Origin of the sequence: Mesorhizobium sp. WSM4312 (assembly GCF_002294875.1) — a bacterium.
GTDB lineage: Bacteria > Pseudomonadota > Alphaproteobacteria > Rhizobiales > Rhizobiaceae > Mesorhizobium.
On sequence record NZ_NSFU01000034.1, the window covers coordinates 40,054 to 46,722 of the forward strand.

The 6,669-nt window shown below is 58.3% G+C and carries 6 protein-coding genes; all 6 read right to left on the reverse strand.

Annotation, left to right across the window (positions count from 1 at the left end):
• Nucleotide 1 precedes the first annotated feature (1 nt).
• Nucleotides 2-916 carry a nodulation factor ABC transporter ATP-binding protein NodI gene (nodI, locus tag CK228_RS33200; RefSeq protein WP_024505873.1) on the reverse strand — a complete coding sequence of 305 codons (915 nt, stop codon included), beginning with the start codon at nucleotides 914-916 and terminating at the stop codon, nucleotides 2-4.
• Nucleotides 917-1,177: 261 nt separating this feature from the next.
• Nucleotides 1,178-2,503, reverse strand: a complete 1,326-nt coding sequence (nodC, locus tag CK228_RS33205; RefSeq protein WP_063169399.1) for a chitooligosaccharide synthase NodC — start codon at nucleotides 2,501-2,503, stop codon at nucleotides 1,178-1,180.
• A gap of 15 nt (nucleotides 2,504-2,518) precedes the next feature.
• A complete protein-coding gene (gene nodB / locus CK228_RS33210; RefSeq protein ID WP_063169400.1) occupies nucleotides 2,519-3,178 on the reverse strand; it encodes a chitooligosaccharide deacetylase NodB in 660 nt (219 codons plus the stop codon).
• Nucleotides 3,175-3,765 (reverse strand): NodA family N-acyltransferase, encoded by a 591-nt coding sequence (locus CK228_RS33215; RefSeq protein ID WP_063169401.1) that lies wholly within the window; start codon nucleotides 3,763-3,765, stop codon nucleotides 3,175-3,177. Before CK228_RS33215 ends, nodB begins: the two co-directional genes overlap by 4 nt.
• A gap of 853 nt (nucleotides 3,766-4,618) precedes the next feature.
• Nucleotides 4,619-5,827 (reverse strand): beta-ketoacyl-[acyl-carrier-protein] synthase family protein, encoded by a 1,209-nt coding sequence (locus tag CK228_RS33220; protein WP_095790554.1) that lies wholly within the window; start codon nucleotides 5,825-5,827, stop codon nucleotides 4,619-4,621.
• Complete coding sequence (locus CK228_RS33225) at nucleotides 5,828-6,109, reverse strand: acyl carrier protein (RefSeq protein WP_029356603.1); 282 nt, start codon at nucleotides 6,107-6,109, stop codon at nucleotides 5,828-5,830.
• Between the last annotated feature and the right edge of the window lie 560 nt (nucleotides 6,110-6,669).

Consider the following 6,669-nt stretch of genomic DNA (forward strand, 5'->3'; position numbering starts at 1 on the left):
CTCACTTCTCCATCTCACGTCCGGTTAACCGCAAGAAAACGTCCTCCAGACTGGGTGGACGCTCTAGAATACGCAGACCCGCTCGACCGCGAAGCTGGATGCGCACATCCTCCGGCTCAGGCGCATAGCAAAAGAGCGTCTCGCCGCTTACCTCGACACGCTGAACGTACGGTCTGATCAGCGAAATCAGCTCCTGTGGATTACCGCCGAAGATCTCGATCACGTTGCACCCAATGTACTCGTCGATCAGCGCATGAGGACTGCCCTCGGCGATCTTGCGTCCCCGCTCGAGAACACACAGCCGATCACAAAGCCGCTCAGCCTCTTCCATGAAATGGGTGGTCAAAATGATCGTTTTTCCGCTCGCCAGCAGGAAACGAAGTCGCTCCCAGATCAGATGGCGGGCATGCGGGTCGAGGCCGGTCGTGGGCTCATCCATCACAAGCAACTGGGGGTCGTTGATCAGAGCACGTGCCAGCGTCAGGCGCCGCTTCATCCCGCCGGATAGCAGGCCGACACGTGAATCCGCCTTGCTCTCAAGGCGAGCGAACTCGAGCAGCCGTGGGATGACGGCGTTGATCTCTCTTGTACTCATGCCGAAGTAGCGCCCGAACACCAACAGGTTCTCACGTACCGTAAATTCCAGGTCGAGATTGTCGAACTGCGGGACCACGCCTATGCCCTTGCGGGCCAAGCGGCTGCGTGCCGGCACTGGTAGACCGAGGACTGTTATATCACCCGCGTCAGGCCGGGTCATACCGAGGAGCATACGCGCAATCGTGCTCTTGCCTGCGCCGTTAGGCCCCAGCAGACCGAAGCACTCTCCCGATGCAACGGTGAAGGACAGCCCGTCCACAACGAGCTTGTTTCCGAATAATTTGGTTACGCCGGTAAGGTCGATTGCTACATTGGACATGCGTCTATCTCAAGCGGAATGAGTCCGATTGGCCACCGGCAGCTTACTTGCGAATTCTGGTTCAGAGCAGGCCACCGCCTTGAGATGACACCTTTGGAAAGTCGCGGCCGGAGCGACGTGTGTATCGCTTCCGCCAAAGAATAACGTCAAGATGCCACGTGTCGCTTCCACATAGTCCCCGTTCTGACCATAGGTAACTCGACAAGCTTCACCCCGTGTCGACTGACACAACTTACTCGGTCACTCGGCGCTGCAAGGCCGTCAGACTTCACTAGCTGTGAGCGAAAGATCTGCAGTATGAAGTGACTCCGCAATTCCAGAATTGCCCGCAGCATTTGCTCCGCCAAGCGGCATCGCGCTTGTGATTTCCTTTGTGCTGCTGTTGGGCAGGGGAACACTTTTACGCGACAGCCAATCGCTATTGCTCAATGTACACAGGGCGTAAGCCTTCAAGGGGATCAACAGGAATATCCTGATTAACGCGTGCATTGAATAGCCGATGAATCGAAGCTGCCGAGTGCGGAAAGATAACACCGTAGATCTGATTATGGTCATCGTGACAATAGCCAGCACCGTCCACCAATTTACTGTATGTGAAAATAGTAACTCACCGAGCGCCGTTACTACCGCGATGCCGAGCAACAATGGGCCGAGATTCTCTCCCATCACATCCAAAGTTAGATAGCGATCCAGGCCACGCAGTAGACCTCGCGCAAGCATCGTGTCCCGGAAAGTGCTTCGTGCCCAGCGGAGTTGTTGGCGCAAATAAGGTCCCATCTTGTCCGGAACGACTGTCGCCGCGACGGCACCTGGAACGTACTCGGTTCGAAAGCCTGCTTTCAGCATGAGGATCGTAAGATGACGGTCTTCACCGAAGTCGCTTGGTTTCCCCCTGAACAGCTGCGTCTCGTATTGATCCAGCAGAGAAAGGAGACAAGACCGGCGGTACATTGCACATGGGCCGCAGCAGCACATGACCGCACCAAAGCGACCTTGCGCCGCGCGCTCCTCATTGCAAGCCAGCCAGTATTCCATATCGATCAATCGGGTCAACCAAGTGTCGCTGCGGTTGTATGCCGTCAGCTGGCCCATGGCCGCTCCGACCATGGAATCCCGCATTTTTACTGCAAGCTTCGTGATGACGTCGGACGCAAGTGTCGTGTCAGAGTCGACGCTGAGCACGAAATCTCCAGATGAGCGGCGGATGGCGGCGATCTGCGCCTTGCGTTTGCCAACATTTTCGCGGAGCAGAATGAAATTGAATCTCGGGTCGCCCTCGTAGGCGTGATGTACCGGGATGACGGCATTACGATTTCCAGAACCGTCGTCAACCAGATAGACCTGAAATGTTCCGGAGTAATCTTGATTTGCAATGGAAGCTAAACACGCCGCGAGTGTGCGCGGGTCCTCATTGTAGCAGGGGATAATGACATCCACGCTCGGCCAACGGTCGGATCCGAACAAGCTTTCCGACGGCGGCGTAACATTTTCCGGTTGGGAGTAGACCGCTTGCATGCCTCTGTAAACAGTCGAGAGCACCGCATAAGACGAAACGGCAACAGTACTGGCTGTGGTGAGAAGGTCCATAGGATCTCTGTTTGTTCAGGGATGTTGAGGAAGTGATCGGATTACAAATCCGCGGCCGTGCAATTCTGGAATTAGGCGTGACAACGCTGTCACCGTCTGGTCGCGCAGACTGGCTTGATTGCCTGGTTGCAATTCGTCGGGAGCGCACCCGTCGTGCAACAGCACGATTGCGCCCGGCCGGATATCGGCGAGCACTCTGTCGACGATGGCGTCAACGCCGGGGCGAGACCAGTCGCGTGGATCAATGGACCAATGGACGGGCGCCAATGCCTCACCCGCTAATGCAGCGATTACTTCTTCGGTCCAGATGCCATAGGGTGCACGAAAGTACCGAACCATGGCCTGCGGGCAAGCCATCCCTATGACTCTGTTTGCCTCAACTATCTGGCAGTCGACTTCGACGGACCCGCATTTAGCTAGGTCCGGATGAGTCATCGTGTGGTTGGCTATACCGTGGCCGTCTGTAATAATTCGGCGAACGAGTTCCGGCTCGTCGGCCGCGTAGGCCCCAACAACGAAGAAGGTCGCCGGCACCTGATGTTGCGCCAGCACATTGAGTATCTGCGGTGTGAAAAATGAATTGGGACCGTCGTCAAACGTCAGATAGACGCTGCGCTCTGCAATGCGATCGGCATTGTCACTCTGCCCTTCGCATATGTAGTCCAGAGGCTTCATAGTTCCGGACCGTTCCGGTCGATCAGGGTACCAGACGGCCACTCGTCCATCGAGCGTCCGATCGGCGAAACCAACACGAGTACGTCTTCCAGGCGCGTGGGCGGCAGGTCGGGATGCACATCTGGACGGGTCGACCGTACGCGAACGCCCGACACAATGTTCGCGAGGCCGGCTCTGCAGAATCTTTCGACATGGTTTCGCAGCGCGTGCCGAACCGTGCCGAAAGCGAATGGAACACCCAACTGATGGAGCACTGGGTACGCCACGCGCATCGAAAAACCGATTCCGAGCCCTTCAAGATCCGGACGAACCGCGTACAGGCCCAATTCAGCGACGATCAAGTCGACCTCGCCAACTTTGATGAAGCGCCGCAGCATGCCGATGTGAGCCGCTACCCCATGCGCGTCGTAGCCGATTGCGCGGAATTCCGGCCTCGCGCCGGCCCAACTGCGGCCGCCTTCGAATGGCTCCGCGTTGAAGGCGCCAGTCCGTCCATAGGTCTTTCGAAAAAAGTCGGAGAGTTCGACATGGTCGGCCAGTTGCAGCTCATTTTCCCAGCACAACTTCCACTCGACATTCGGACGCATGGAAGACCTCACCTTGTAGCTGTCTGGTTGAGATAAATGTCCAAGCATTGATTAAATAATTGGCGTCGCGCCAACGGGGCGTAACTTGTGGGGACCGCCGAAAGACCAAGCCGCAATGCAGATGCGACTGACTTTGTACGCCCCGCACACCAGATGATGCTCCTCAGATCCAACGCAACCATCGGAACTACCTATCTTTCCAACTTGAAGCGCTTCTATGGGACCTGCAGCAAAAACGGTAAAATCCTTTGTTTAGATGAAAGGTATCCACGCTTTGGATAACTGGGCGAATGCGTTCCATATGGCTGGTCAATTATCGTCGTCACGCTCGAGGCACTTCTGACGAAGCGCAAAGCTCACGCCCGCGGCACGCGCGGCCGTTGCCGGGCCGCGCGATTATCTCCGTAAGAGCCGAGTGGAGCTCAGACACGACGATTGATCAGAATCTGATTCGCGGGTTCAGTATCTCTTTCGTGTATCCAGCTCTGGGCTGTCCTTTGGCGGGAGTTAGGTTCGCCCAGGTTCTGAGCCTGGGGCGTTGGCCCGTTCGCCGCGCAGGCTCCTTCGCACATCGTCGAGGCCGAGAAAGAGGGGCCACACAGCTCCCCCTGTACTTTCCACCACCCGACACCAGCGCTCACCCAGGGCGCCGGCCTTGCTCACCTCAACGGATAGCGCACTCGCGCCGCTTCACGATTAAAAGAATTCTACAAGCAAGATGCCTGTTTGATCGAGAGACGTCCGCTGCCAATTCCCGCATCGCAGAGGCAGCCAATAGCGCTCGCTTTACATAGTGGTCCGGCAAGCAGCTAGATACGACAGGTGACCTCAAATGAGGCGTCTTGCATGGCTTCTACACCTGCCTGAATGCCAGAACTGCGTTCGTACCGCCCATGGCGAAGGCGTTGCTCATGGCGACGCGCACCTTGCGCTCCCGCGGCACATTGGGTGTGATGTCGAGGTCGCAAGCGGGATCTGGCTCGCGATAGTTGGCGGTCGGCGGCACGACGTCCTCTTGGATTGCCATCACGCAGGCGATCATTTCAAGCGCGCTCGCTGCGCCGAGGCAATGCGCGTGCGTGGACTTGGTGGAAGAGATGGACATCGAATAAGCGTGGTTTCCAAACACACGCTTGATCGCCGCCGTTTCAGTCTGATCATTGCTCTTGGTACCGGTGCCGTGCGCGTTGAGGTAGTCGACGTCCTCGGCATTCAGCCCGGCATCGGCAAGGCAGGCGCGCATCGCCGACGCTGGCCCCTCGACAGATGGCGCGGCAATGTGGAAGGCATCGGCGGAAAGGCCGACGCCGGCGATCTCGGCAAGAATTGTGGCACCACGCCTCGTGGCATGCTCGTAGCTTTCCAGCACGGCCATGCCCGCACCCTCGCCCAGCACCAGGCCCTTCCTATCGGCGGAGAAGGGCCGGCAGGTATCGGGTGAAAGCACGCGCATTGCTTCCCATGCTTTCAGCACGCCCCATGCGAAGGGTGCGTCGCTGCCCCCGGAAACCATTACGTCGGCCCGGCCCAGCTTGATCTGGTCCACCGCCGAGGCGATCGCATGGTTGGCCGAGGCACATGCGGAGGTCACCCCGAAGACCGGCCCGCGCAAGCCGAGGCTCAAGCTCACCTGGCCGGCGGCGGCGCTTGGCATCGTTTTGGGTACAGCGAGGATGCCAACTCGCCTCGCGCCGTCCAAAAGGAGGGCCCGGTAAGTTTCCTCCATCACATCCCAGCCCAAGCCGCCGACGCCCACTGTCGCGCCGAAGCGATGGGCATTCCCCTCGTCGCAGGAAAGTCCGGCCTGCCGCATGGCTTCGCGCGCTGCAAGCACGGCGAGCAAGCTGAAGCGGTCCATGGAGATGAGATGCCCCCGGTTGATGTCGTGCTGGGGCAGCGCCTTGATCTCAGCGCCGGTCATGCCCTCCAGGTCATGAAGCTCGGAATTGGCGATCGGGCCGATGGCGGAGCGGCCTTCGCGCATCTCTTTCCACATAGAGGCGGCCTCGGTGCCCAGTCCGCACAGGCCGCCCACTCCGGTGATAACGACGCGCCTGTCCATTCAAGCCTCCTTCGCAAGCAAGCCGCGGACGGCTTCCACGACGTCGCCGACATTCTTGAGATTGGACCAGGCATCGGCCGTGTTCATGTCGATCTTGATGCCGTAGGCCTGCTCCACATCCCAGAGGACGTCCGCCAAACCCAGCGAATCGAACCCGAGCGCGTCCAGTTCCGTGGCGATTGTTATCTCGCCGACGAATGACGCAGGCATTCCCTCACCGCTCTCCGACTCGGCGCGTTTCTTGATCAGGGCAATGACGTCCGTTGCGAATTGATCGGCCATTCTGTTTCCTGTCTTTCTTTCCCGCGTTTCGACCTGGACGCGGCTCAGTTCCTGAGGCGCGCCGCGTCGCGAAAGCCATCACGCTTGGGCAACTGACAAAGCCCAATGCTCATAAAGCCGGATCAGGTCCGGCCGGTGTGTGGCGTAGGTGCAGTATGACGATGTGAGCCGCTACACGTGCGCGTCTCCCGGTCTGTCCATAGGCTCGGAAGAAGTCGGACAGTTTGACATGGCCGGTCAGTTGCAACTCCCTTTCCCAGCACTCCACTGCCCGGTAGAGCGCATGAAAAATCTCCTTTCGGGCGGTTTCTTAAGACGCTCGCCACGCCATGAGGCAGTGGGGGCATCGGTGTCCATCAGGTGCTTCTGCCCATGCAGGATTCCAGAACATTGATGAAATCGTTTGTTTCGATGAAAGGCATCCACACTTTGGATGGTTGACCACGCTTTTCAAAGATCGTGAACTACATCTCCTCGTTGTGCTCGACGCACTCCGGACAAGTAACCTCATGGGCGCGGCATGCAGGATTAACCGAGCCCAGCCGGTCATGAGTGCGGCC